The organism is Noviherbaspirillum sp., from assembly GCF_035254685.1.
Classification (GTDB): Bacteria; Pseudomonadota; Gammaproteobacteria; order Burkholderiales; family Burkholderiaceae_D; genus Noviherbaspirillum.
In genome coordinates, this window is sequence record NZ_DATFAI010000040.1 from 1 (window position 1) to 22488 (window position 22488).

At 61.3% G+C, this 22488-nt stretch carries 24 protein-coding genes; 18 read left to right on the forward strand and 6 right to left on the reverse strand.

Annotated elements, in window-relative coordinates:
• On the reverse strand, positions 1-205 hold a 205-nt coding region (gatC, locus tag VJ698_RS16975), incomplete at its 3' end, for an Asp-tRNA(Asn)/Glu-tRNA(Gln) amidotransferase subunit GatC (protein WP_324103974.1).
• 135 nt (positions 206-340) lie between these two features.
• Here gatC and VJ698_RS16980 point away from each other — a divergent pair.
• The 6 genes from VJ698_RS16980 to VJ698_RS17005 all read left to right on the forward strand — a co-directional run bounded on the left by VJ698_RS16980 (position 341) and on the right by VJ698_RS17005 (position 7839).
• Entirely contained in the window at positions 341-1384 is a 1044-nt protein-coding gene (locus VJ698_RS16980; protein ID WP_324103975.1) for a rod shape-determining protein, read from the forward strand.
• A gap of 96 nt (positions 1385-1480) precedes the next feature.
• Positions 1481-2767, forward strand: coding sequence for a rod shape-determining protein MreC (gene mreC / locus VJ698_RS16985; RefSeq protein ID WP_324103976.1), 1287 nt, complete (start codon positions 1481-1483; stop codon positions 2765-2767).
• Positions 2764-3279, forward strand: coding sequence for a rod shape-determining protein MreD (mreD, locus tag VJ698_RS16990; protein WP_324103977.1), 516 nt, complete (start codon positions 2764-2766; stop codon positions 3277-3279). The genes mreC and mreD overlap by 4 nt, the downstream gene beginning before the upstream one ends.
• 105 nt (positions 3280-3384) lie before the next feature.
• Positions 3385-5373 (forward strand): penicillin-binding protein 2, encoded by a 1989-nt coding sequence (mrdA, locus tag VJ698_RS16995; protein WP_324103978.1) that lies wholly within the window; start codon positions 3385-3387, stop codon positions 5371-5373.
• Positions 5373-6494 (forward strand): rod shape-determining protein RodA, encoded by a 1122-nt coding sequence (rodA, locus tag VJ698_RS17000; RefSeq protein WP_324103979.1) that lies wholly within the window; start codon positions 5373-5375, stop codon positions 6492-6494. The genes mrdA and rodA overlap by 1 nt, the downstream gene beginning before the upstream one ends.
• Before the next feature lie 262 nt (positions 6495-6756).
• Positions 6757-7839 (forward strand): septal ring lytic transglycosylase RlpA family protein, encoded by a 1083-nt coding sequence (locus VJ698_RS17005; protein ID WP_324103980.1) that lies wholly within the window; start codon positions 6757-6759, stop codon positions 7837-7839.
• A gap of 1 nt (position 7840) precedes the next feature.
• Here the strand turns inward: VJ698_RS17005 and rsmI are convergent, their stop codons facing one another.
• Positions 7841-8746 (reverse strand): 16S rRNA (cytidine(1402)-2'-O)-methyltransferase, encoded by a 906-nt coding sequence (gene rsmI / locus VJ698_RS17010; RefSeq protein WP_324103981.1) that lies wholly within the window; start codon positions 8744-8746, stop codon positions 7841-7843.
• Between the two features lie 83 nt (positions 8747-8829).
• Here rsmI and VJ698_RS17015 point away from each other — a divergent pair, with 83 nt between their 5' ends.
• From VJ698_RS17015 to VJ698_RS17050, 8 genes are all read left to right on the forward strand, one after another.
• A complete protein-coding gene (locus tag VJ698_RS17015; RefSeq protein ID WP_324103982.1) occupies positions 8830-9078 on the forward strand; it encodes a hypothetical protein in 249 nt (82 codons plus the stop codon).
• Positions 9078-9458, forward strand: coding sequence for a YraN family protein (locus tag VJ698_RS17020; RefSeq protein WP_324103983.1), 381 nt, complete (start codon positions 9078-9080; stop codon positions 9456-9458). The genes VJ698_RS17015 and VJ698_RS17020 overlap by 1 nt, the downstream gene beginning before the upstream one ends.
• A gap of 138 nt (positions 9459-9596) precedes the next feature.
• Entirely contained in the window at positions 9597-10193 is a 597-nt protein-coding gene (locus VJ698_RS17025) for a phosphoheptose isomerase (protein WP_324103984.1), read from the forward strand.
• The gene (locus VJ698_RS17030; RefSeq protein ID WP_324103985.1) at positions 10186-10827 is read left to right on the forward strand and encodes a BON domain-containing protein; all 642 of its coding nucleotides are present in this window, start codon (positions 10186-10188) and stop codon (positions 10825-10827) included. The genes VJ698_RS17025 and VJ698_RS17030 overlap by 8 nt, the downstream gene beginning before the upstream one ends.
• Before the next feature lie 86 nt (positions 10828-10913).
• Positions 10914-11504 (forward strand): LemA family protein, encoded by a 591-nt coding sequence (locus tag VJ698_RS17035; RefSeq protein WP_324103986.1) that lies wholly within the window; start codon positions 10914-10916, stop codon positions 11502-11504.
• Between the two features lie 156 nt (positions 11505-11660).
• Positions 11661-13586, forward strand: a complete 1926-nt coding sequence (locus VJ698_RS17040; RefSeq protein WP_324103987.1) for a M48 family metallopeptidase — start codon at positions 11661-11663, stop codon at positions 13584-13586.
• Complete coding sequence (locus VJ698_RS17045; protein ID WP_324103988.1) at positions 13583-14014, forward strand: DsrE family protein; 432 nt, start codon at positions 13583-13585, stop codon at positions 14012-14014. The genes VJ698_RS17040 and VJ698_RS17045 overlap by 4 nt, the downstream gene beginning before the upstream one ends.
• Before the next feature lie 60 nt (positions 14015-14074).
• Positions 14075-14602, forward strand: coding sequence for a TlpA disulfide reductase family protein (locus tag VJ698_RS17050; RefSeq protein ID WP_324103989.1), 528 nt, complete (start codon positions 14075-14077; stop codon positions 14600-14602).
• 50 nt (positions 14603-14652) lie between these two features.
• On the opposite strand, the gene VJ698_RS17055 is transcribed toward VJ698_RS17050, so the two are convergent.
• The 4 genes from VJ698_RS17055 to VJ698_RS17070 all read right to left on the reverse strand — a co-directional run bounded on the left by VJ698_RS17055 (position 14653) and on the right by VJ698_RS17070 (position 18236).
• Positions 14653-15297: a phosphatase PAP2 family protein gene (locus tag VJ698_RS17055; RefSeq protein WP_324103990.1), complete on the reverse strand. Its 645-nt coding sequence runs from the start codon at positions 15295-15297 to the stop codon at positions 14653-14655.
• 328 nt (positions 15298-15625) lie between these two features.
• The gene (gene lipA, locus VJ698_RS17060; RefSeq protein ID WP_324103991.1) at positions 15626-16600 is read right to left on the reverse strand and encodes a lipoyl synthase; all 975 of its coding nucleotides are present in this window, start codon (positions 16598-16600) and stop codon (positions 15626-15628) included.
• Positions 16601-16652: 52 nt separating this feature from the next.
• Entirely contained in the window at positions 16653-17291 is a 639-nt protein-coding gene (gene lipB / locus VJ698_RS17065) for a lipoyl(octanoyl) transferase LipB (protein WP_324103992.1), read from the reverse strand.
• Between the two features lie 96 nt (positions 17292-17387).
• Entirely contained in the window at positions 17388-18236 is an 849-nt protein-coding gene (locus VJ698_RS17070) for a helix-turn-helix transcriptional regulator (protein WP_324103993.1), read from the reverse strand.
• 275 nt (positions 18237-18511) lie between these two features.
• Here VJ698_RS17070 and VJ698_RS17075 point away from each other — a divergent pair, with 275 nt between their 5' ends.
• The 4 genes from VJ698_RS17075 to VJ698_RS17090 all read left to right on the forward strand — a co-directional run bounded on the left by VJ698_RS17075 (position 18512) and on the right by VJ698_RS17090 (position 22422).
• Positions 18512-19075 (forward strand): hypothetical protein, encoded by a 564-nt coding sequence (locus tag VJ698_RS17075; RefSeq protein ID WP_324103994.1) that lies wholly within the window; start codon positions 18512-18514, stop codon positions 19073-19075.
• Positions 19076-19136: 61 nt separating this feature from the next.
• Positions 19137-20282 (forward strand): branched-chain amino acid ABC transporter substrate-binding protein, encoded by a 1146-nt coding sequence (locus tag VJ698_RS17080; protein WP_324103995.1) that lies wholly within the window; start codon positions 19137-19139, stop codon positions 20280-20282.
• Positions 20283-20677: 395 nt separating this feature from the next.
• A complete protein-coding gene (locus tag VJ698_RS17085) occupies positions 20678-21412 on the forward strand; it encodes an aspartate/glutamate racemase family protein (protein ID WP_324103996.1) in 735 nt (244 codons plus the stop codon).
• Positions 21409-22422: an asparaginase gene (locus VJ698_RS17090; protein ID WP_324103997.1), complete on the forward strand. Its 1014-nt coding sequence runs from the start codon at positions 21409-21411 to the stop codon at positions 22420-22422. The genes VJ698_RS17085 and VJ698_RS17090 overlap by 4 nt, the downstream gene beginning before the upstream one ends.
• Positions 22423-22488: the final 66 nt, after the last annotated feature.

Consider the following 22488-nt stretch of genomic DNA (forward strand, 5'->3'; position numbering starts at 1 on the left):
CGTCACGCAGGCGCAGGGCCACCTCGCTCACTGCGGACAGTGGGGTATACAGCGGCTCGACGCCGCGCGTATCGACCGCGCTCATCTGCCCGACGATGGAGAAGAAACCGTTGAGCTGCGCGAGCATCGCGGCCTGTTCGCTCGGCTGCAGTTCGAGCCGCGCAAGGTGGGCGATCCGGCTGACATCGAAAGGGGTCAAAGCCATGGACAAATGCACTCAGAGTCGTGCTTCCCACAGGTGGGGAGCGGGAGGGGATCGGGTATTATCTTCGGTTAATTTTCCACGCGCAGCAGCATCGCGCGCCGCGTCGCCCACAGCCTGCTGAACGCACAACACACCATGTTCGGATCTTTTCGTCGCTACTTCTCGACGGACCTCGCCATCGACCTCGGCACCGCCAACACGCTGATCTATGTGCGTGGCAAAGGCATCGTGCTCGATGAGCCCTCCGTCGTCGCCATCCGCCACGAGGGCGGCCCCACCGGCAAGAAAACCATCCAGGCGGTCGGCGCCGAGGCCAAGGCGATGCTGGGCAAGGTGCCCGGCAACATCGAAGCCATCCGCCCGATGAAGGACGGCGTGATCGCCGACTTCACCGTCACCGAGCAGATGCTCAAGCAGTTCATCAAGATGGTCCATCCGCGCTCGGTGTTGAAGCCGAGCCCGCGCATCATCATCTGCGTGCCCTGCGGCTCGACCCAGGTCGAGCGCCGCGCGATCCGCGAATCGGCGCTCGGCGCCGGAGCCAGCGAGGTGTACCTGATCGAAGAGCCGATGGCCGCGGCGATCGGCGCCGGCCTGCCGGTCAGCGAGGCCAGCGGCTCAATGGTGGTCGACATCGGCGGCGGCACCACCGAGGTGGGCGTGATCTCGCTCGGCGGCATGGTCTACAAGGGCAGTGTGCGGGTGGGCGGCGACAAGTTCGACGAAGCCATCATCAGCTACATCCGCCGCAACTACGGCATGCTGATCGGCGAGCAGACCGCCGAGGCAATCAAGAAGGAAATCGGCTCCGCCTTCCCGGGCTCGGAAGTGAAGGAAATGGAAGTCAAGGGCCGCAACCTGTCCGAAGGCATCCCGCGCTCGTTCACGATCTCGTCGAACGAGATCCTGGAAGCGCTGACCGACCCGCTCAACAACATCGTCTCCGCTGTCAAGAACGCGCTGGAGCAGACGCCGCCGGAACTCGGTGCCGACATCGCCGAGAAGGGCATGATGCTGACCGGCGGCGGCGCGCTGCTGCGCGACCTCGACCGCTTGCTGATGGAAGAGACCGGCTTGCCCGTGATCGTGGCCGAGGATCCGCTGACCTGCGTGGTGCGCGGCTCCGGCATGGCGCTCGAGCGCATGGACAAGCTCGGTTCGATCTTCTCCTACGAGTAAATCTTCGCAACGCTTCAAATGCGGGCCTTGCCGACGATGCAGGGCTCGCGGGCGGACCGAGACACGTCACATTCCTCGTACTCACGTTAGATCCTGATGGAATACAGTCCACCGCCACTCTTCAAGCAAGGCGCATCCGCACGCGCCAAAGTGGTGTTTTTCTCTCTGATCGCCCTGATCCTGCTGGTGGCAGATTCGCGCATGCGCTCGCTGTCGATCATTCGCCAGGTGGTGGGCACCGTGCTTTATCCCCTTGAGGTGGTGGCGCTGATGCCGCGCGACGCGGCGTACAAGGTGACCGATTACTTCTCCTCCATGTCTGCGCTGCAGAAGGAAAACAACCGCATGAAGGAGCAGCAGGTCGCCAATGCGTACACCCTGCAGCAGGTGCAGCAGCTGGCCGCCGAGAATGTGCAGCTGCGCAAGCTGCTGGTGGCCAACGAGCGCGTGCCGGTCAAATCGATCCTGAGCGAGATCCTGTACGACGCGCGCGATCCGTTCACGCGCAAGATCGTGCTCGACCGCGGCAGCCAGCACGGCGTCACGCCGGGGCAGCCGGTAATCGATGACGTTGGTGTGGTGGGGCAGGTCACGCGCGTATTCCCGTTCACTTCGGAAGTGACGCTCCTGACCGACAAGGACCAGGCCATTCCAGTGCAGGACGTGCGCAGCGGATTGCGCAGCATCGCCTACGGCATGGGCCATTCCGGCTCGCTCGACCTGCGTTTCATGCCGGCCAATGCCGACATCAAGAACGGCGATACGCTGGTCACCTCGGGGATCGACGGTGTTTACCCGGCAGGCCTGGCCGTGGCTAAGGTCGTGCAGGTGGAGAGCAAGTCGAACGATGCATTCGCCCGCATCGTCTGCCAGCCGATGGCGGGCATCGACCGCAACCGGCAGCTGCTGATCCTGCTGACCGAAGCCAATTTCCCGCAGCGTCCGCCGGCCGAGGAGCCGCGTGACAAGAAGGACAAGCTCGGCAAGAAGCGTCCTCCCGAGGGCGCGAAAGAAGCACCGAAGGATCCGCTCAAGGAGCCGGCGAAGGAACAGAAGACGGATGCGGCGCCCGCCGCCGAACAGAAGGCTCCGGCCCAGGCTGCGGCAGCCCCGGCCGCAGTGCCCCAGCCTGGCGGTGCGGCAACGCTGAAACCTGTTGCTGCTGCGGCAGGGCAGAAGGCGCCTGTGCAGGCAGTGCAAAAACCTGCCGCAGTGGTTGCTCCGGCCGCGACTGCGAAACCAGTGGCCGCACAACCGTTGCCGGCCCGGAAGCCGGTGACGCCTCCCGCAGCCGCGCCGACCGTCACGAAGACGCAGGCCCCGGCGCAGCCTGCCGCTGCGCCGCGGAAGACGACCGTTGAGCAAAGGACAACGACGCCATGAACGACCGTCCTCAGTACATTCTGCTGCCGGCCAACTCACTGTTCATTGCCGCCAGCATCATCTGCGCGTTCCTGCTGAACCTGCTGCCGTGGGACCATTGGTACGGCGTACCGGATTTCGTCGCGCTCGTGCTGGTGTTCTGGAGCATTCACCAGCCGCGCAAGGTAGGCATTGGCATTGCCTTCATGATGGGCCTGCTGATGGATGTGCACAATGCCAGCCTGCTCGGCGAGCATGCGCTGTCGTATACGCTGCTATCCTATTTCGCCATCATGATTCACCGCCGGGTGCTGTGGTTCAGGCTGCTGACGCAGGCCGCGCACGTGTTGCCATTGCTGCTCCTGATGCAGGGTGTGCAACTCGTGGTCCGGCTGCTGGTGAGCGGCAAGTTTCCCGGCTGGCTGTACTTCCTGGAAAGCGTGACAGCTGCCGCGCTCTGGCCGATGGTGACGATCCTCTTGCTGGCGCCGCAGCGCCGCGCCATCGATCGTGACGAAACGCGCCCGATCTGAAATGGACTATCCACGATCTTGAAGATTGCCGAGAACAGCGCTGTGGCAGGCGTCTATCCCTTTCCGCTTTCCTCCATGCGGGCGAGCGGAACGTAATGGCTGAACATGACCGAGTTTAAGAATACCGAACGCGAGATACACCTGTTCCGGCTGCGCCTGTCGGTTGCTGGCGTGTTCGTGCTCATCTGTTTCGGATTGCTGGCGACGCGCTTCCTGTGGTTGCAGACCGTCAAGTACAAGGATTACGCCAGCCAGGCCGAGGACAACCGGATTTCCGTCGTCCCCGTAGTGCCCAACCGCGGTCTCATTCTGGATCGCAACGGCGTGGTGCTGGCACGCAATTTCTCCGCCTACACGCTGGAAATCACGCCGTCCAAGATCCGTGAGCCGCTGGAACAGGTCATCGACGGACTTGCCACGCTGGTCGACATCCAGCCCAAGGACCGCCGCCGCTTCCGCCGTTTGCAGGAGGAAGCCAAGAATTTCGAGAGCGTGCCGATCCGTACCCGCCTCACCGACGAAGAGGTAGCGCGTTTCACCGCGCAGCGCTATCGCTTCCCTGGCGTTGAAATCCAGGCGCGCCTGTTCCGCCAGTATCCGCTGGGAGAAACTGCATCGCACGTGATCGGCTACATCGGTCGTATTAGCCAGCGCGACGCCGAGCGCATCGATGACATGGAAGATTCGGCCAACTACGCCGGTACCGATTACATCGGCAAGGAAGGCCTGGAAAAGAAGTACGAAGAAACCCTGCACGGCACCACCGGCTATGAGGAGGTCGAGGTCTCGGCGGGCGGACGCGCCGTGCGCACGTTGTCGCGCACACCCGCCACCCCGGGCAACAACCTGATCCTGTCGATCGACATCGAATTGCAGAAGGTCATCGAAGAAGCGTTCGGCGAGCATCGTGGCGCGCTGGTGGCGATCGAGCCATCGACCGGCGACGTGCTGGCCTACGTGTCCAAGCCGACCTTCGATCCCAACCTGTTTGTGGAAGGCATCGACCCGAAGAGCTGGGAAGAGCTGAACACCTCGATCGACCGGCCTCTTTTGAACCGTCCGCTGATCGGCAGCTATCCGCCCGGTTCGACCTACAAGCCGTTCATGGCGCTGGCAGCGCTCGAACTGGGCAAGCGCACGCCGAACCAGATCGTGCATGATCCCGGCTTCTTCTGGTTCGGCAATCACAAGTTTCGCGACGACAAGGAAGGCGGTCACGGCAGCGTCGACATGTACAAGTCGATCGTGCAGTCCTGCGACACGTACTACTACATGCTGGCAAACGACATCGGCGTCGACGGCATCCACGACTTCATGAAACAGTTCGGCTTCGGCCAGCTCACCGGCATCGACCTGGAGCACGAACGCCAGGGTGTGCTGCCGTCCACCGCATGGAAGCGTAATGCCTATAAGCGGCCGGAGCAGAAAAAGTGGTACGCCGGCGAGACGATTTCGCTTGGCATCGGCCAAGGCTACAACTCGTTCACGCCATTGCAGATGGCGCATGCCATTGCCACGCTCGCCAACAACGGCGTGGTGATGAAGCCGCACCTGGTGAAGATCATCGAGAACGGCGCCACCAAGGAGCGCACGCTGACGGTGCCCAAGGAAAGCTACCGCATCAGCCTCAAGCAGCAGAACGTGGACTTCATCAAGAATGCGATGGTTGGCGTGACGCGCGAAGGCACGTCGTCGCGGGCGTTCGCTGGCGCAGGCTATGTCTCGGGCGGCAAGACCGGTACCGCGCAGGTGGTGGGCATCAAGAAGAATGAAAAATACGATGCGAAAAAGGTCGAGGAGCGGCATCGCGACCACTCGCTGTACACGGCCTTCGCGCCAGCTGACAATCCGAAAATTGCGATCGCGATCATCGTCGAAAACGGCGGCTTTGGCGCGACCATCGCAGCCCCGATCGTGCGCAAGGCGCTCGATTACTACCTGTTGGGCAAGCGCCCCGATGACAAGGACAAGCCCGCTGTGCCGGCCGAAAAAGCCGACGATGCCAACGCCCGCCCGGTTGCCGAACTGAAGGCGGAGGAAGAGTCGATTGGCGGCCCGAAAGCAGGCGCGGAAACCAGAGGAAACCAGGACTGATGGCAAACAACGACTTGACTGAACACCGGCCGGTCTGGCCGATGATCAAGCAATATCTGACGGTCTTCGACGGACCGCTGGCCCTGATCGTCTTCCTGATCCTGTGCGTGAGCAGTGTGACGATGTATTCGGCGGGTTATGACTTTGCCGGGCGCTTCGAAGACCACATGCGCAATATCCTGATTTCCTTCGTCATCATGTGGATCGCGGCCATTCTGCCGCCGCAGACGCTGATGCGCTTTGCCGTGCCGGCCTATTCGATTGGCGTGGCCTTGCTGATCGCGGTCGCCACCTTCGGCATCGTTAAGAAGGGCGCGCGTCGCTGGGTCAATATCGGTGTCGTCATCCAGCCCTCGGAAATCCTGAAGATCGCAGTGCCGCTGATGCTGGCGTGGTTCTTCCAGAAGCGCGAAGGCATGCTGCGCTGGCATGAATTCGTGATCGCGGGAATCCTGCTCGTGATACCGGTCGGCCTGATCGCCAAGCAGCCTGACCTGGGCACCGCCATCCTCGTGGTCGCAGCCGGCTTTTACGTCATCTTCCTTGCAGGCCTGTCATGGAAAGTGCTCATCGGCCTTTTCCTTGCGGCCGCTGCCAGCCTGCCCGTCGTGTGGTCGCTGCTGCATGATTACCAGCGCGAACGCATCATGACGCTGATCGATCCGACCACTGACCCGCTGGGCAAAGGTTTCCATATCATCCAGTCGACCATCGCGATCGGCTCCGGCGGCGTCACTGGAAAGGGCTGGCTGAAAGGGACGCAGGCACATCTCGAATTCATTCCTGAACGCACCACGGACTTTATCTTCGCGGTGTTCTCCGAGGAGTTCGGCTTGATCGGCAACCTGATCCTGGTGGTGCTGTACCTGCTCCTGATCGGGCGCGGCCTGCTCATCGCGGCTAACGCGCCGACGGTATTCACCCGCCTGCTGGCCGGTGCGATCACCATGATTTTCTTCACCTATGCCTTCGTCAACATGGGCATGGTGAGCGGAATCCTTCCGGTGGTCGGCGTGCCCTTGCCCTTCATGAGCTATGGCGGCACGGCGTTCACCACACTGGGCGTCGCGATCGGCATTTTGATGAGCATCCAGCGGCATCGCAAGCTGGTGCAAAGCTGAGTAGAACCCGGGAAACTTTTTCCCGGGCACGCAGTCGATATCAGTTCAAGAACGACAAGACCGGCCTTGCGGCAATACCCTTGTCGGTGCAAACTGTTTCCATTTGGAACGCGTGATTGCGCGTTTCCGTCCGTAAATTAAAATAATGACCACAAGCGGCGGCCGTCGCGCCCGATGGCTGCCGCTTGTGTTGATCTGTGAGGGGACGCATGCGCAATGCCGCGGCGACCTGCCTCGCTGGTCAGGAACAAGGGAGAAAGCGATGTCATTGCGCATTCAGAGCCGTTTCCGATGGTCGGCGCTGTTGTTATCCATGGCGCTGCCTGCGCTGATCCTCGCCGGCTGCGGCAGCGTGCCGACTTCCTCCGATTCATCGGCGCGCGGCGCCTCATCCAAATCGGCGTCCCGCCTTCCCAAGCTGCCTCGGGCCGGCTCCGGACGCGGCGGCTATTACCAGGACGATGGTCCCGGCGACGCACCGCCCGAAGGCTTGCTGGATACGCCCGATGCGGAACCGAAAATCGAACCTTATTCCACCCGCGCCAACAAGCCGTATGTCGTGTTCGGCGTGACCTATACGCCATTCACCGACGACCGGCCGTTCAGGCAGCGCGGTATCGGTAGCTGGTATGGCCGGAAATTCCACGGGCAGAAAACCTCGACCGGCGAGCCGTACAACATGTACGGAATGACCGCCGCCCATCCCACGCTGCCGATCCCTTCCTATGCGCGGGTAACCAATCTGGTCAACGGCAAGCAGGTCATCGTCCGCGTCAATGACCGTGGACCTTTCCATTCCGATCGCATCATCGACTTGTCCTACACGGCTGCCCTGAAACTCGGTTACCTCGCCTCGGGCAGCAGCCAGCTGGAGGTTCAACGCATCCTGCCGGACGAGATACAAGGCATGGCGAGCGCGAGGAAGCAGGCGCCGTCGCAGCCGGCCCCCGCGATGATGCCGGAATACCTGTCGGACGCCTCGCCGGTTCCGTCCGCACCGGAACCCGAAGCGCGGGCCATCGCGGCGGCAGCGCCCGACCAGGCGATGGGTGCGATGCCCGCCAGGCCGATGCTCGTATCCTATTCGCCCGCAACGCCTTCCGTTTCCCCGGCGGCCGGCTACTATTTGCAGCTTGGCGCGTTCACGCAAATGGAAAATGCGGAGGCGGCACGCCAGCGCCTGGCGCAAAGTCTGCCGGTGTCGCTGCCTGCCGTCGAGATGGTGGAATTCGGCCTGTTCTATCGCCTGTACAGCGGTCCTTTCGCGAGCAGGGACGAGGCTGCTGCCGCCGCGGCACAGTTGCAGCAAGGAGGCGCGGCGAAACCGTTGATCGTGCAGCGCTGAATCAGCCTTGCTTCATGCGCAATGCACGCTCGTACAGTGCATTCTTTTTCTGCCCGGTAATTTGAGCCGCGAGCGATGCGGCCTGTTTGACCGGGCACTCCGCCAGCAGGATCGCCAGCACGCGATCCGCTTCCGCTTCACCCTGGTCCGTCTCTGCCGGCGCGCCTTCCACCAGGATCACGTATTCACCCTTTTGCCGGTTGGCGTCTGCCGCCAGCCAGGCGCGCGCTTCCGGCAGGCGGCAGCGATGCATTTCCTCGAACAGTTTGGTCAGTTCGCGCGCGAACACCATCTGCCGCGTCGGCTCGAATGCTGCGGCAAGCGCTTCCACCGTCTCGTTGATGCGGTGCGGTGCTTCGTAGAAGACCAGCGTGGCGCTGATGCCCCGCAAGCCGGCGAGCACATTTTCACGCTGTTTCGCTTTGGCCGGAAGAAAACCGACGAAATGAAACTGATCGTTGATCAACCCGCTTGCCGAGAGCGCACTGACGGCCGCCGATGCGCCTGGAACAGGCACCACGCGCAGTCCGGCATGGCGCACGGCGTCGACGATGCGCGCGCCCGGATCGGAAACCGCCGGCGTGCCCGCATCCGACACCAGCGCAATGCGTTGGCCCGCCTGCAGGCGCGCGATCAGCTTGTCTGCCACTTCGCGCTCATTGTGCTCATGCGCGGCAAGCAGTTCCTTTGACAAGCCGTAGCGCGCAAGCAGGTGCGAGGTGTTGCGGGTGTCCTCGCAGGCGATGGCATCGACCATCTCCAGTACCTTGATTGCGCGCAACGTGATGTCGCCCGTGTTTCCGATGGGCGTCGCCACCACATATAATGTAGACAAAGGATAAACTTGTTGCGACACCTCCTGCATCAGTGGCAGCAGGGATGAAGTGGTTGTAGTGGACGGTGTCATGGAGAGAGGTGATGTTCGGTCGGCTTACGAAAGCGGCGTTGCTTGGTAGTTTGCTCATGGGATTGTGCCTTCCCGCCGGGGCGATGACAACATTGGACGACGCGGAGCCGTCCGCGCTGCCCGAAGACGCGAACGTGTCCATCCTCCTGGCGGAATGCACGCCGTCCGACACGATTCGCCTCGACATGGATATGCCCTTCCTGCGGAGACCGCTCGTCATGGCACTACTCTTGCCATTGCGCTACGAAAAGAACGCCGCCCGATTCGCGCGCACCGAGCAGCAGGCCGTTTATCGTGAAGGCATCGTCATGCCCGACGAGGAGCCGCGCTGATGGGTGTTCTGGATGCATTCAGGCGCAGCCGCACCGCGAAGCAGGTGGCCGGCGATGCAGCCGAGGATCGCGCCCTGCACTTCCTGGAACAGCAGGGCATGACGCCCATCGCGCGCAATTTCCGCTGCAAGGGCGGCGAGATCGACCTCGTCATGCGCCACCGCGACACCCTGGTGTTCGTCGAAGTCAGGAAGCGCGGGACTGCCCGCTTCGGCGGCGCGGCGGCAAGTGTGACGGCGCGCAAGCAGGCAAGGTTGGTGATCGCTGCACAGGTCTTTCTTCAACGTTACAAGATACCTCCTCCATGCCGCTTCGACGTGATTGCGATTGAAGGCGAACGGATCAACTGGTTGCAGAACGCCATCGAGGCCGGCACATAGGAACAAAAGCGAGGCACAAGAGCGAGACACACAAGCGCTGCCGGGTTTCGCTACTATCAATCATTTATTGCACGCCGGTTTCAATGCTCCTGCTGCCCGAGGCCTTTTCTTCCCGGTCTGCACTATAATCGCTGGATCATGACGAACCAACGCATCCAGGCGCACTTCCAGGAAAGTGCCGAACTGAAACAAAAGGCCGCTTCCCTCCTTGCCCATCCAATTTCCCAAGCCGTGGAACTTATGTTTACGGCATTGTCTAATGGCAATAAGATTCTTGCTTGCGGGAATGGTGGCTCGGCTGCCGATTGTCAACATTTTGCCGCCGAGCTTGTAGGCCGCTTCGAGCGCGAGCGTCTGCCGTTGCCGGCGATCGCACTGACGACTGACACCTCGATCCTCACCGCTGTGGCCAACGACTACAGCTTCCAGGACATTTTCAGCAAGCAGGTGCAAGCCTTTGGTCAGCCTGGCGACGTGCTCCTCGCCTTGTCGACCTCGGGCAATTCGGCGAATGTGCTCGCCGCCGTCGATGCTGCGCTCGAACGGGACATGCGCGTGGTGGCGCTGACCGGCAAGGGCGGCGGCACGATCGGCAGGCGCATCACCGATGCCGACGTGCACATCTGCGTGCCGCACGACCGCACCGCAAGGATCCAGGAAGTGCACTTGTTGACCATTCATTGTTTGTGCGACGGCATCGACGTCGCCTTGTTCGGGGAGGATGCGAATGATTAATTGGGGACGCGTAACACGTCCGCTGGCCACCGCGCTGTTGTGCGGTGCCGTGGTAACCAGCCTGCAGGGCTGCATCGAGATGGCTGTCGGCACCGCCGTGGTCGGAACACTGGCTGCAACGGATCGCCGCACGTTCGGCGCGCAGACCGAAGACAAGGAAATTCTGGTCAAGGGCGAAGCGCGGGCGCACAACGTGGTTGGCGACGCCGGGCACGTCAACGTCACCAGCTTCAACCGCAAGGTACTGATCACCGGCGAGGTGCGCGACCAGGCAATGAAGGCTGCGGTCGAGCGCGAAGTCGGCTCGATCGAAGGCGTGCAATCGGTCGTCAACGAACTGGAAATCGCCGGTCCGTCGAGCTTCACCTCGCGTTCCAACGACTCCCTGATTACCGGCAAGGTCAAGGCATCCTTCGTCGATGCCAAGGATATCTACGCGAACTCCATCAAGGTCGTCACCGAGCGCGGCGTCGTTTACCTGATGGGCCGCGTGACGCCGCGTGAAGGGCGGGTCGCGGCGGATGTCGCCGCCGGTGTGAGCGGCGTGTACAAGGTGGTGAAAGTATTCGATTACATCACCGAGGACGATCTCCGGCAGATGACACAGGCATCGGAAGACCAGAGCAGGAAATGATGGCCGGGCAGGCAGCCGCCGGCCCTTGAAATGCTATAGTAAGCCGCAACTCATTTCGATTTGCGGCTTTTTCTTTGGGGGAAACCATGGTCGGAATCATTATCCTGGTGGTGCTTGCCTTGCTGGTTCTGTTCTGGGGCGTGGGCGCGTACAACCGCCTGGTGAGCCTGCGCAACCAGTTCAAGAATGCCTTCGCGCAAATCGACGTCCAGCTGAAGCGGCGCTACGATCTCATCCCGAACCTCGTGGAAACCGCCAAGGCTTACATGAAGCATGAGCGCGAAACGCTGGAAGCGGTGATTTCTGCACGCAACCAGGCGGTGACGGCGAATGCGAAGGCGGCGAGCAACCCGGCCGATGCGGCGGCGATGCACAACATGGCGGCTGCAGAGAATGCGCTGTCGGCCACGCTGGGACGGATGTTCGCTCTCTCCGAGGCCTATCCGGACCTGAAGGCAAACCAGAACATGATGCAGCTTACGGAAGAGCTGACCAGCACCGAAAACCGCATTGCCTTTGCACGCCAGGCATTCAATGACAGCGTGATGCAGTACAACACCTCGCGCGAACAGTTTCCCGGCTCGATCATTGCCGGCATGTTCGCCTTCCAGCCGGCGGAATTGCTGGAAGCCACCGAGTCGCCGGAAGAGCGCAAGGCAGTGAAGGTTTCCTTCTGAGCGAATGCGCTTCGCGCATCCGTTCTCACCTTCTCCCTTGCAGGGAAAAGGCCGGGATGAGGCTAGAGTGGTCGATCGGTTGAAATTGGCAGTTCAATGACTCCATGCCCGCCCTGGCCTCCCTCAGCAAGGAAGAAAAAACCCGCCCCGCCGCCCATGAACTTTTTCGAACAGCAGGATCACGCACGCCGCCAGACAAGGACGCTCATCGTCCTGTTCACGCTGGCGGTTATCGCGATCGTTGCTGCCGTCAATGTTGCCATGGCGCTCATCTGGATCTGGGCGCGCAACGGGTATGTCCCGGGCATGCACACCTATCCGCGGGGTTTCTTTTTCACCAACACAACGATTACGCTGGCGCTGATCGCGGCCGGCACACTGATTGAAACCTTCAACCTGCGTGACGGCGGCGACGCGGTGGCGAAAATGGCCGGCGGCCGTCTCATCCCGCCGTCCTCGACGGATTTGCGCGAGCGCCGCTTGCTCAACGTCGTCGAAGAAATGGCGCTCGCATCCGGTATCGCCTGCCCCAAGGTCTATCTGCTCGATCGCGAGGATTCGATCAACGCCTTTGCCGCCGGCTACAACCAGAACGAAGCGGTGGTGGCGGTGACGCAGGGCGCGCTGGTGCGACTGACGCGCGATGAGCTGCAGGGTGTGATCGGCCATGAATTCAGTCATGTCCTGAACGGCGACATGCGGCTCAACGTGCGCTTGATCGGGCTACTGTTCGGCATCCAGATGATCGCGGGCTTCGGCCAGCACCTGATGAATTTCGGCTCCAGCACATGGAGCTTCCGCGATCGCGACGAAAAGGGATCATCGGCACGCGGCGCATTGTTCGCTTCCGGCCTCGCCTTGTTCGTGATCGGCTACATCGGCATTTTTTTCGGACGCCTGATCAAGGCCGCCGTGTCGCGTCAGCGCGAATTCCTGGCGGATGCCAGCGCCGTGCAGTTCACGCGCAATCCGGATGGCATCGGTGGCGCATTGCGCAAGATCGGCGGGCTCTCGCGCACCATGGAGCTCGGATCACGCATTCGCCATCCGAATGCCGAGCAGCTGTCGCATCTCTTCCTCGGTGCGCCGAGGGCAAACCTGATCGGCGGATTCTTCGCCACCCATCCGCCGATCGAAGAGCGGCTGCACCGCATTTACGGGCGTAGTGTGGATCTGCTCGATGCGCCGGAGCTGCCGCCCGAACCGGTGCCGCAAGGCGAAACGCTGCCGGACATTCCCTATGTCGCCAGCGGCTTTGCCGCTGCGGCACCGGCCTCGCATTGGCTCGCGTTCGGCAACGATGAGCCGGATCGCATCCCGCTGCCGCAAGAGATCGACAGCGCGGTGCGTGATCCGCAATCGGCATGCGCGGTCGTCCATGCGCTCCTGCTTGGCAGCGGCGCGGAGCGCGACACGCAGATCGCCCTGCTGGAAAATGAGGTGCCAAGACAGGCAGCGTTCGTGCCGTCGCTTGCCAGGGCCATCAGTCGTTTGCCCAAGAGCGCACGCCTGCCTTTGCTGGATCTTGCCATGCCCGCGCTGAGGCAATTGCCCGATGCGGAACGCGCAGGTTTGCTCGCCATCGCCGACAAGCTGATCGCGGCCGACAACAAGCTCACACTGCCCGAGTTCGTGCTGCAAACCGTGCTGGCGCGGCGACTGGATTCGCGTGCCGGGCGGGCAACACCGATACGTTATGATCGACTTGATGCCTTGAGGGAAGATTGCATCAGCCTGCTTTCCCTTGTTGCCTACGTGGCGGCGAAAGATGGCGCGGATGCTCGTCAACTATTCGCCAGCGGCGCGGCGCGCTGCAAGGACCTGGGCCTGTCGGCTGCCGACCTGCAGCCGGTCGAGGCGCTCGACTATGCCCAGGTGAAGACCGCTCTCGACCACGCGCAACAGCTCGCGCCACTGGCCAAGCCGGCGCTGGTCAAGGCATTGCTTGCCGCCGCCGGCGATCGTGATCCAGTGCCACTTGCAGTGGCGGACCTGCTGCGCGCCATCTGCGCGGCGCTGGACGCACCCATTCCGCCTTCCGTGGCGGCCACTTACACCAGCTTTCATTGGGAGCAGACATGAAACGCACATTGCTCAAGATTTTTCTCGCCACGATGTTAGGACTGCTTGTCAGCAGCGGGGTATCGGCAGAAGAGCGCATCAAGGTGGTGTACCACATCGTCGACGGCCTCGATCAGGCTGCACGCGCACTGGCGAACATCCGCAACCATTTGCGCGCCGAGCCGGGCGTGCAGATTGTGGTGGTTGCCAATGGCAACGGCATCAAGTTCCTGTTGAAGGGTGCACAGGATCGCGACGGCAAGCCCTTCGATGCGGCAGTCCGTGCCCTTGCGGAGCAAGGCGTCGAATTCCGTGCCTGCCGCAATACCATGACCGCGCATGAGATTCCGGAATCGGACTTGTTGCCGGAAGCGAAGCTGGTGCCTTCCGGTGTTGCTGAAGTGGCTCGCCTGCAGGCAAGGGAAGGCTTCGTCTATCTGCGTCCCTGATGTGCCCGGTGACGGCACTATAATGCGGGCATTGGCATCAACGAAAAACGGGCAAATACCATGCAGCCGGAAACATCCGTGACCCCGCCTGCGCGCACCTGGAGCGCATTGCTGGCAGTTGTTGTCGTGGTCGCACTTGCCGCCATCGGCTATCTCTCCCTGTCCGCGACGAACACTGCGCCGAACGTCACATTCTCAAGCCTGACCGGCGAAAAGATTCCTCTGCGCAGCTTGCGTGGCAGGGTAGTCATGGTGAATTTTTGGGCAACAAGCTGCACTACCTGCGTCAAGGAAATGCCGGAGATGGTCCGGACCTATAACAAGTTCAAGGACAAGGGGCTGGATTTCGTCGCTGTGGCGATGAGCTACGATCCGCCCAACTATGTGCTGAATTACGCGCAGACACGCCAGCTTCCTTTCACGGTCGCGCTCGACACAAAGGGCGACATCGCAAAGTCGTTCGACGATGTGCAACTGACGCCGACCACTTATGTGATCGACAAGGACGGCAAAATCATCAAGCGCTATGTCGGCGAGCCAGACTTCGCTGCCTTGCATCAGTTGCTGGAAAAGGCGCTAGCGGCCTGAACACAGCACGCAAAAAGAAAGCGCCTTCCCGGCGCTTTCTTTTTGTGGCTTCATAGCGCACCGGGTGGTCTTCCGCTCACGCGGTCTGTGCGCCAGCCTTCGCGCGGGAAGGGCTGGTCATGACCTGAAAAATAGAGCGTGATATTGGTCAGCCATTGCTGTGTCGGCGCCGGATGCACGTACGGTGCCGGCAAAAGCGTAATCAGGCTCAATACGATGCGCCAGGGATTGAGGACCGGTTTACGCAGCGACTTGCCGGCGATCCGGATGAAGCCGAGGCTGACGCAGCTTCCCAGCATCCATCCCGCCGTGATTTCGGAGACGGAATGCGCGTGCACGGCAAGGCGCGACACGCCGATCACCATCGCGAGCGCAAGCCCCAGCAAGATGCCGCTGCTGCGCACGAAGGATGGCGTGCGCTGCAGGACCAGGTAGAGCAGCACGGGCAGCACGGCAGCGGCGCGCATCGCGTGTCCGCTGAAGCCGGCGAAATCCAGCGATCGGATGCCGATGCCCCAGCCGATGAACGCCATCTTGGTGACGATCACGACGCACAGCCCGAGGCCGAACAGCAGGCCCCAGCACAAGGCCAGGCGCCTTTCGTTTTCTACAAGGAGCCAACCCGCGATTGCCAGGGCGGCAAACGTGGTAATCGTGACGTCTCCGAACTTTGTAACCTCTGACCATGCAATCATAAGTGTTGGTATGGCAAGCGTGTCGGGGATAAGTTCATGCGGATTTGTAACCGGATGCGAAACGCAACATGCCTTGTCGCAAGTCCGGCCTCGCGTCGCATGCGGCGCTGGATGCCTCCGCAGGGTTCAGTCGAAACATGCCGGTGCACGGTCTGATGGCGCATGCGGGGCGAGAGCTCGCTCACCCATGCATTGTCTGCGATACGCCGGCTGCTTCCTTTATTTTTATCAAACGCAGCAGGGCTGCGAGGACAAAGTCTTGTCCTGCCTCAGCTGGTGTGAAGAGGAGGGAGAGGCGCCCGGGCGGACACCTCTTGCCATGGATGGATCAGAGGACGCCGGCGCCGTGCGCCTGCTGGTCGGCGTGATACGAACTGCGCACCAGGGCGCCAACTGCCGCATGCGCGAAACCCATCTTGTAGGCTTCGGCTTCGAACATTTTGAAGGTGTCGGGATGCACATAACGGCGTACCGGCAAATGATCACCGGACGGCATCAGGTACTGGCCGATGGTCAGCATGGAGATGCCATGCTCGCGCATGTCGCGCATCACCTGCAGGATTTCCTCGTCCGTCTCGCCGAGGCCGACCATCAGGCCGGACTTGGTGGGAACGTCGGGGCAGATTTCCTTGAAGCGCTTGAGCAGGTTCAGTGAAAAGGCGTAATCCGCACCGGGCCGCGCTTCCTTGTACAGGCGCGGTACGGTTTCGAGGTTGTGGTTCATCACATCCGGCGGCGCTTCCTTGAGGATCTCAAGTGCGCGATCCATGCGGCCGCGGAAGTCCGGCGTCAGGATTTCGATGCGCGTGTTCGGCGAGACCGCGCGGATCTCGCGGATACAGTCTGCAAAATGGCCGGCGCCGCCGTCGCGCAGGTCGTCGCGGTCGACCGAGGTGATCACCGCGTAGCGCAGGCGCATGGCGGCGATGGTCTTCGCGAGCTTCCCGGGTTCGTTCGGGTCGAGCGGGTCGGGACGGCCGTGGCCGACGTCGCAGAATGGGCAGCGACGGGTGCACTTGTCGCCCATGATCATGAAGGTCGCCGTACCCTTGCCGAAGCATTCGCCAATGTTCGGGCAACTGGCTTCCTCGCAGACCGTCACCAGCTTGTTTTCGCGCAGGATGTCCTTGATCTCGTTGAAGCGTGTCGAAGGCGAGCCCGCCTTCACGCGGATCCAGTCAGGCTTGGGAAGTTTTTCCGCCGGGACGATCTTGATCGGAATGCGCGCGGTTTTGCCGGCGCCTTTTTGCTTCTCGGTGGGATTGTAGGCTGGCGCAGCCTGCGGTTCTTTTTCAGTGGTCATGGAGCGGCTCGTTTCCTCGTCCATCGCTTCGACGGAGCGAAAGGCGTGTCTATCACGCCGTTAATAAATCGATCAGGTTGTGAGCCAATGCCGATTGCACGTCGTGCAAATGTGCTTCCACGCCGACAGTTTTCATGTCCACGGTAGCCAGTCCTTCATAACCGCAGGGATTAATCCAGGAGAATGGGGCCAGGTCCATCGAGACATTCAGCGACACGCCGTGATAGGTGCATCCGCTGCCACGCACCTTCAGTCCGAGCGCGGCAATCTTCGCGCCTTTCCATTCGCCGTCCGACATGTAGATGCCGGGCGCGCCGGGCTTGCGCTCACCGTCCAGATTATACGCTCGCAAGGTATTTATGACCGACTGTTCGATTTTCTGCACGAATTCCCGTGCATAGAGGCGCGCTTCCGTCTTGCGGCGCAGATCCATGAGCAAATAGACCACGGCCTGGCCCGGACCGTGATAGGTCACTTCGCCGCCGCGATCGGTCTGGATCACCGGTATGCCGTGCGCGTCCAGCACGTGCGACGGGTCAGCGCCGAGGCCGAGGGTATATACCGGCGGATGTTCGACGATCCAGAATTCATCCGGGGTCTCGACAGTGCGCGTATCGGTAAAGGTGCGCATCGCGTCGAAGGTGGTCTGGTACGGCTCGTTTCCGCGGTCAATGATGATGGGATTGGGCATGTGCGCAAGTTTACCGAAATCCGTTGAGGTTTGTGGCAGTGTTGAAATGACAAGCCCGGATTGAAATGACGATGACGTCGCGATCATCGACGCGGCCTACAGGGGGATCGTGTAGAAGTGGTGCTGGTCCTTGTGCGGCGAGTTGTCGATCACTTTTAGGATGGTCGGATCGATGCCGTCGCGCTTCGGGTCGAACAGGCCGCACAGGCGCATTGCCTTGCGGATATCGATGCTCTTGCCGAGGAATTCGAACACTACGCGCGCGCAGGCGATCGAGCGCTGGTTGCTCGATGCGACGCCCAGCATCAGGCCCGAGAGGCGGGCAACCTTGTTCTTGTAGGTCGGGAAAAGGATGGTCTGCGCGACCTCGTTGCCTGTCAGAGATTCATAGTCCGTCAGGAAGATGCGGTCGTTCAGGTAGAAGGTGCAGCCCATGTACTTGCACTTGTAGGTCTGGTCGAGGTTGGCATGCTGCGGGAAGCGCTCGAGGCGTTCATGGTAGACCGCGCCATCGTGCATGAAGATGTGCACCAGCCCGCGCAGCACCTTGCCGGGAGAGCTCATCGAGTAGTAGTACTCGTAGTAGTAGCCGAGATATTTATCGAACCTGCCGGTCGACTGATGCTGCAGGCGCGCGATGTGGTCGGCGTATACCGCGCGTTCGGTGCGCTGCCTGGGGCGGACCTGTACGATCTGGTGGAAATGCTCGTGCGGCAGGTAGATCTCCGCCGGTTCCACGCCGAAGAAATCGCAGATGCGCTCCAGCGTGTGGCTGGACGGCTTGCTGGTGCCGTTCAGGTAGCGGTTGAATTGCGCGCGGTTGAGGTTGAGCTTGCGGCAAACGTCCGCTACCGAGCGGTAATAGCTGCAGAGCATGCGCAGGTTGGTGCAGAACTCACGCTGGGAGGCATGAACGGGCCTTGTAGTTTCCATGGTGTAGGTCATGCGGCGCCCCTCTTTTCTGGCTGGCAATGAACGATGCTGGATGGTGCTAGTTTAGCAGCATCTAGTATCAGGTAGCGCCAAGTAGCGAAATGGTGTTTGTCTCACTTTGTCCCTAAAGTTGCGTTCCATGTTGTCATTGCTTCAATTCACGAAGCGATGCTTCGGACGGACAAAACAATAAGAAAAAGCCGTTGCAGGAAAGCGACTGCGAGAGGCGCAACCGGTCAGAAACCGGCCTGTACCGACCGCAGCCAGACCCCACAAAGGAGACATTAATGGTGACCGTTGAAGACTGCATTCTCGGCAATGGCGCGTTGCACGACCGCTTTTTTGCCACTACCGAAATCCTCGCCAGGCTTGTGTCAAGTTCACCGCGGACGGTGAGCATGGAGCAGCTGGAGGACGCAACCGGGCGTCCGGCGCGCGAGCTGGCAAGGCTCTGCAATAACCTGGTCCGTGCCAATCTGCTGCAACACGACCCAGCAGCACCCGACAAGTGGATGCTGACATGCCACCCGGGCATGGTGACGCTCGAAGACGTATTTCGCTGCGTACTGGCAGGGCAGCCGGCACGTTCAAAATCCGCAGTCAGGAGCAGCACCCACGAACGTTCGTCCAGCGACGTCGACCTGCTGGTCATGCAGGCGATGATTGCCATCAACCAGAGTGTGTTCAAGCATCTGCGACAGTTTTCCCTTGACCGACTGAAGATCAGCGCCACGGGCATGTTCCCACCCCGCAGGAATCCGCTTCGCGATGCCTGTCCGGACGACAGTTTCGACCTGGAGATGTCCGGTAATGAAACGAGTCATGTTTCGCCTGCGCACGTCCCGGCGTAGGTGAACTTTATCGCAGCACCAGGGCAGCAACTTCATTCCATTCATGATCAGGAGACATCTCATGTCGTTCAAAACAAAAATGATTCCATTGGCTGGCGCGCTCGCATTTGCCTTTGCTGGTGCCGCAGCTGCACAGGAGCTGGTCGTCAAGATCGGCCACGTCGGCCCGATATCAGGCCCCATCGCCCATCTCGGCAAGGACAATGAAAACGGCGCGCGCATGGCCATCGATGATCTCAACGCCAAGGGCGTGACCATCGGCGGCAAGAAGGCCAAATTCGAATTGGAGGCGGAAGATGATGGCGCCGATCCGAAGCAGGGTACCGCCGCGGCGCAGAAGCTGGTCGACGCCAAGGTCAACGGTGTGGTCGGTCACCTGAACTCCGGTACCACCATCCCGGCATCCAAGATTTATGCCGACGCCGGCATTCCGCAGATCTCCCCGTCAGCAACCAACCCGAAATATACGCAGCAAGGCTTCAAGACCACCTTCCGCGTGGTGGCCAACGACGGCCAGCTCGGCGGCACGCTGGGACGCTATGCGGCCGACAAGCTCAAGGCCAAGAAAGTGGCCGTGATCGATGACCGCACCGCCTACGGTCAGGGCGTGGCGGAAGAATTCATGAAAGGCGCGAAGGCCAAGGGCGTGCAGGTTGTGGCGCAGCAGTACACCAACGACAAGGCCACCGACTTCAACGCGATCCTGACTGCCATCAAGGGCAAGAGCCCGGATGTCATCTTCTTCGGCGGCATGGATGCCGTGGCCGGTCCGATGCTGCGCCAGATGAAGGCGCTGGGCATCAATGCCAAGTTCATGGGCGGCGACGGCATCTGCTCCGAAGCGCTGGCGCAACTCGCAGGCGACGCCCTTGGCGACAACCATGTGGTCTGCGCCGAAGCGGGCGGCGTGCAGGAAGCGCAGAAGAAGGGCATGGAAGATTTCCGCGCCAGGTACAAGCAGAAGTTCGGCACCGATGTGCAGATCTACGCGCCGTACGTCTATGACGCCGTGATGGTGATGGTCGAAGCCATGAAGAAGGCAGGTTCCGCCGAACCGCAGAAGTATTTGCCGGAACTGGCGAAGATCCATTACAAGGGCGTGACCGGCGACATTGCCTTCGACTCCAAGGGCGACATCAAGGACGGCACTTTGACGCTCTACACCTACAAGGACGGCAAGCGCACGCAGATCGCCGTTGTGAAGTAAGGCGCCGCGCAGGAATAACTTGCACAATTCTGCTGGTCGTAGCGGGCGAGTGGCGACGTTGCTCGTCGTCGCCATAGCCCCTGCTATGACTCCTCCTCGTGCCTTGCCGCGCATCCCGCTAGGACCGACAAATTGCACAAGTCATGCCTGCACGCCGCCTAAGCCATGAAACGCAGGTAGCAATCAGTAGTCTCCGTCGATGCGGTTGGCCTCGTGGCCAACCGCTTTTTTTAGCGTCGCAGCCACGCGAGACTCGCTGCCGCAATAACATTCAGGCTTTGTCCATGTCGACCGGACAGTTCGCGCTGCCATCCGTCGTGACGACACGGCGATCTGCTGGCAAACTACCTGTTCTCCAATGCGTCGTGTAGCGACGCGAGGAAAGGGACCTGGCCATGCTTACCAGCTTCAACACCCATCCGAAGATCGGCATCATCACCGGTTCGGGGCCGGACGCCGGCCTCGACCTGTGGCGCAAACTGCTGCGCGCCAATCGCGCGATGCTCGGCACGCATTTTCGTGGCGACCTCGATGCGCCCAACGTCACGATTTTTTCCGAGCCCGCGCTCGGCCTGTCGATGGAACTGGCAGCCAACGACGCCGCAGTGTGGGCATGCCTGAAGGAGACTGCGCAGGCCATGGCGCAGCGCGTGGACTACTACGCGATCGCCTGCAATACCCTGAACTATTACCAGCCACAGCTCGAGGCATTGCAGTTGCCGGCAAAGCTGGTGTCCTTCGCCGACACGGCGCTGGAATTCCTTCAGGCCGCGCGCATCCAACGCGTGGCGCTGCTGGGCGCGCGGCCGGTCATTGAGTTCGGTCCCTGGTCGCCTTACCGCAAGCTGGCGGCGCACGTGGATCTGGAACCTCCGGATGCGGCCGTTGTGGAGCAGGTGCATCAACTGATTTATGACGTGAAGACACACGGCCAGGATGCGCCGGACATACGCGAACGTTTCGGTGCGATCCTCGACGCGCTCCAGTCGGATACTGTCCTCCTTGCCTGCACCGAACTGCCGCTGATAGCGCAGGAGCCGGGGCGCAAGCGAACCGTCGACGTTACAGATCTTGTCGCGCACAAATTGGCTCGACTGGCGAATACCTTTGAGAATATTGAGAAACGATGAGCAGAAAACACATCGCACTGATCTACGCTGGCGGCACGGTCGGCATGACGCGGACCGCGCAAGGTTTTGCACCGACGCCGGATTTCGATTCCTCGTTGGCGAAACTGCTGGAGAACCAGGATGCGAGCCTGCCGCGCTACACGTTGCATGCCTACGAATCGCCGATCGACAGCTCCAACGCGACGCCGCGGGACTGGCAGAGGATCGGGCGCGACATCGCGACGCGCTACAACGATTACGACGGTTTCGTGATCCTGCATGGCACCGACACCATGGCCTACACGGCTGCTGCGCTGTCCTTCATGCTGCAAGGACTGCGCAAGCCAGTGATCATGACCGGCTCGCAGATACCCCTGAGCGCGCCGAATTCGGACGCCCCGCATAACATGGTCACGGCGCTGCAACTGGCAGCGTCGGATGTAATCAATGAAGTTGCCATCTATTTCAATGGCCGTCTGTTGCGCGGCAATCGCGCGACAAAGGTCAGTATTACTGCGCTCGATGCCTTCGACAGCCCGAATTACCCGTGGTTGGCCGAGACACTGCCGCAACTGCGCTTTGACATGCAGGCTCTGCTGCCCCAGGCGGACCAGGAAAAATTCGAACTGCCGGATTACGACGATACGCTTGTCCTGCCCTTGCGCTTCGTGCCGGGACTGCCGGTTCGCGCGGTGCGGGCCATGCTCGACCTTGCGCCGCGGGCAGTGATCCTGCAATGTTACGGCGCCGGCAATATTCCCGATCGCGATCCCGCCTTGCTCGAACTGCTCGGGCGGGCGCATGCCAGCGGCGTGGTGCTGGTCGCCTGCAGCCAGTCGCCGCAGGGGAAAGTGTCTATCGGCACCTACGCCGCGGGCGCGGGAATGACTGCGGCCGGTGTCATTGGCACCGGCGATATGGGTTTCGAGGCGATTTTCGCCAAGCTGCATCACCTGCTCGCGCTTGGCATGACAGCCGATGCCGTGCGAAAGGAATTCCTGCGCAACATGAGTGGTGAATTAACGGACTGAAGAATCAGGCAGCCTGCTGCTTGATCCTCGGAGGGCGAGATGGTGATTGGCAGATGCCATCTGCCG